Consider the following 3,989-nt stretch of genomic DNA (forward strand, 5'->3'; position numbering starts at 1 on the left):
TGGTTTCTGGTTTGTGGCAGGGCATCCAGTCGCTGGCCGGGTGGTTGTGGGACAGGGTTTCTAGCTGGGTATCGAGTATTTGGGATGGGATCCTCGGATTCTTCGGCATCCACAGCCCTTCCAAGCAAATGGCGTGGGTCGGTGACATGCTCGTAGCAGGCCTGGCCGGAGCCATTTCTTCTGAGGGGCATAAGGCAGCTGACGCGGCTACCGACATGGCTAAAGAAACCATGGGTGCCATGGACGAACTCGCAGCGGGCATTGATGTGCCTATCAACATCAGTAACGGTGATCTTTCGCTACCGAGGGTCAACCTTGAACCTGTAGATGCTTTCCAACCAGACACTAGTTACATAAAGAATGGGGCTTCGCCTCTGGATGTGGAGGGCATTGTTGATACCGCTGCGAGGCGGATTCTCGGTGCCTTGGATGTTCAGGTGGTGCTCAATGACGGCACCCTGGTGGGCAAGCTCGCACCCCGTATCGATCAGCAACTCTCACGCCTATCAAGGCGCAGCAACCTACTGGCGGGAGTGTAGAAGTGTTTGGGTTTGTTCTCGACCACAAGACAACTTCGAGGCAGCTCGGCCTGCGGTTCACTGCACCCGTGGAAATTCCTGCCGCCACTAGGCAGGTGGACGATATCGAGGTTACGGGTAGGGCCGGTTCTTTGACTCGGTTTGCTGGCTGGGCCGACACCGAAATCAGCCTGCCACTAGCGGTCAAGGGTGGCCTGGAAACCTACCGGAAAGCAGCACTTGCATTGATGGAGGCTTCGGCGATTTCGTTTAGTGGCGAGCCTGGTTTGTTCAGGTATTTGAAGCACGTCGAGGTGTCGCCGCTTGCCCGGGAGATGGGTTCTTGGAACATGTTCCAGGCAGATCTGACATGTGCCCCGTTTACTTATCTGGATGCCGGCCTGAAACCGGTAACGCTCGATGCTTCGGGAACCATCACGAATCCCGGATTGTTGCCTGCTGATCCGGTCATCACTGTGTTTGGTACCGGACAGTTGGCGTTGACGATCAACAGCACCAAGCATGTGGTGGCATCCCCAGCTGGACAGGTGACCCTCGATAGTGCCCGGTTGGTGGGGCACGTGGCAGGTAAAGCCCAAACCGATGCCCTAACCGGGCCGTTCCCGCGCCTTGCAGTTGGTGAAAACCGCATCGAACTCGGCGAAGGACTAGCGAAAGTCGCAGTGGTGGGTAACTGGCGCACTCTATAGCAGAAAGGCCTATTGATGATTAGCGTTCATGAGCGCAGCACAAAAACTTTCACCTCGACTGGGCTAGCAGTGTTGGATCGCGAGATTATTGATCCGGTTGTGGCAGAGGAACTAAACGGGGGCTTCACGCTGAGGTTTAACTATCCGGCAGACGGCCCGGCCGCGCAGTATCTGATGTTGGAGAATATCGTCGCAGCACCTGCGCCTGGCATACAGTCTCGTCAGGGTTTCCGCATCACCGAGGTAACCACCACCCTTGACGGGCTACTCGAAATCACCGCGCATCATGTTTTTTATGATCTGGCAGCAAACCTTGTCGCCGACACCTATGTTGTCAACAAGACGGCTGTTGATGCGCTAAAGCAGCTTCTTGATGCTGCTAATAGCAAGCACGGGTTTACAGCATCTAGCTCTGACAATGCCACGCGGGCTTCGGCTCGTATCGTGCGCCAGTCTATAGCTGCCGCAATCCTAGACTCCAAGGCAGACAGTAGCTTTGTCTCGCGGTGGGGCGGCGAACTGGCCTTTGATAATTGGCACATCCACCATGCTCCCCGCAGAGGCCGAGACGCTGGCGTGGTGATCAGGGATCGTAAAAACCTAACCGGTTATGAATCGGTACTGGATTACACAACTGTGGTGACCCGGATTCTGCCGGTCGGTTATGACGGGTTGTTACTGCCGGAACTGTACGTAGACAGCCCCCGAATCAATGATTACCTCACGCCGCGTATCAAGGTGATCCGGTATGGGTCTGTTAAGGCTATTAAGGATGCGGAGAAGCCGCGTGAGGACGAACTACCCTTGCCGCAGGCATACGAAAAGTTACGCCAGCTAGCTAAAGCAGAATACGCGACCCGTCATGTCGATCAACCGCATTGCGCCTACAAGATCTCGTTCGTGGATCTGGCTTCGACGAAAGAATATAAGGGCTTTCGTGACCTCGAAACCGTGGCCCTCGGCGACACAGTAACCGTCCGCCACGATGACCTCAACGTCGCACTCACCGCCAGGGTTATTGCCTATGACTACGATCCACTCGTCGAAGAATACCTCAGTATCGAGCTTGGGAATGTGGCCGCTAAGTTCACCGACATCACGCATACCATCAACACAGCACGTGCAGAGGCTGCTCAGGCAGGGGTGCTGGCTGGTGTGGCTCTCGCGTCGGCTGATGGGAAGAACACCAACCATTACGGCGCGACCCAGCCGGCACAGGCTCAGCTGGGCGATATCTGGTTTAAAGAGGACGGTGAGCAGACCGAGATCTGGATTTACAAGAACACCGATACTGGCCAGCCGGGCTGGGTAGCGCTGGCTACAGATCTCAACCACGCCCAAGTGACGGCGGAGCTGAGTAAAACCCGCACCGAAATATCCCAGGCTAAGCAGGCTGCTGAGCAGGCCCAAGCCAAGGCTGGTGAGACTAAAGAACTCATTGATCATGCTGCGTCGCAGGCGGTGGAGGCTAAGGAGCAGGCGGATGCTGCAGTAGCCAAAGCCACCAGTGCCGAAAACTCAGCCGCAACCTTGTGGCAGATGGTAAACGCCACCAATGCCAATGTTTCTTCCCGGCTGACGATGCTTTCTGATGACATCAACCTGAGAGTCAAAAACGGTGAGATCATCGCTCAGATCAACATCAGCCCCGAAACAGTTTTGATTGACGGTAAACGGGTGCATATCACCGGCCAGACCACTATCGACAACGGCATTATTGGCTCGGCGATGATTGCTGATGCTGCGGTCACGAACGCCAAGATTGGTGCGGTGGATGCGGGCAAGATTACGACCGGAACCCTAGCAGCGGGCAGGATCGCTGCCGGCTCAATCACCTCGGACAAGTTGACTATCAGCAATGGGTTTATTCAGACCGCCATGATTGCTGATGGGGCTATCACGAACGCGAAGATCGGGTTTTTGGATGCCGCGAAAATCACGACCGGATACCTTAATGCTGCCCGTATTCGGGCCGGTAGTATTTCGGCCGATAAGTTGGCGGCTAATGCGATTCAGGTTGGGTTGGCTGGCTGGGATCAGTCGATTCGTATTGACCCTAACCGGATTGAGTGGTTTGACGCCCAGACTCGTCAGGGCAGTCTTTCTGGGCGCGGTATGCAGTTTTGGTATGGCAACCGTTTTATTGGTGAGATGACTAGGGGCTCAAAGGCTGGAAACCCGGATGTGCAGGGGATCGGTATGTCTCTTGGTCAAGGAGGGGACTATGTGGCCTGGAGCTACCAAAATCAGCAAGACGGAAATTTTGCTAGCTGCCTGACGCTGGACCCTAAGGGTAAATTCTATGGCACCCCGGGTATCCATTTGGGTGTGGATCTGCGCACCAGGGGCCACAAGTTCTACACTGCAGGCGACAGGTTCGTTTCACTACAGGATGTGTCTTTGACCGACCGGGGTACGCACCCGGGCTGGGTTGGCCAAACAGGTCTTTCGAAGATTGTTTTCCACACCTATGACGTGATGATTGTCACGAATGGTTCTTTTTATAACATGAGCCGGGTTATTGATCGACTAAATGACCTGATGAACAGGGTCAACAAACTGCTGGACCTTTTAAACAGAGGCTGGGTTACCCGCATTGAGCGCAAAGGCTCTGATATCACCTGGGGCCATTTCAGCAGCACCGGCTACAACCGAATGTCTACCAACCTGACCTAAAAAGAAAGTGTTTGTTCATGAAAATTTTGCTACCTAACAATCAACTGGCAGGCGTTGCTGATCTGCTGGAGACCATGTCTTTAAA

The 3,989-nt window shown here is 54.6% G+C and carries 3 protein-coding genes; all 3 read left to right on the forward strand.

Annotated elements, in window-relative coordinates:
- A partial coding sequence (locus G556_RS10635; protein WP_036916226.1) for a phage tail protein occupies positions 1–539 on the forward strand: 539 nt, incomplete at its 5' end.
- A gap of 2 nt (positions 540–541) precedes the next feature.
- On the forward strand, positions 542–1,228 hold the full coding sequence (locus G556_RS0107420; protein WP_028822315.1) for a hypothetical protein: 687 nt from the start codon (positions 542–544) through the stop codon (positions 1,226–1,228).
- 15 nt (positions 1,229–1,243) lie between these two features.
- On the forward strand, positions 1,244–3,904 hold the full coding sequence (locus G556_RS0107425) for a phage tail spike protein (protein WP_028822316.1): 2,661 nt from the start codon (positions 1,244–1,246) through the stop codon (positions 3,902–3,904).
- The last annotated feature ends 85 nt before the right edge of the window (positions 3,905–3,989 follow it).

The sequence above is a fragment of the Propionimicrobium lymphophilum DSM 4903 genome, from assembly GCF_000423485.1.
GTDB classification, from domain to species: Bacteria; Actinomycetota; Actinomycetes; order Propionibacteriales; family Propionibacteriaceae; genus Propionimicrobium; species Propionimicrobium lymphophilum.

What these genes read in the sequence shown, in the direction of transcription:
- G556_RS0107425 (WP_028822316.1), top strand. Translation starts at nt 1,244, where the DNA reads ATGATTAGCGTTCATGAGCGCAGCACAAAAACTTTCACCTCGACTGGG.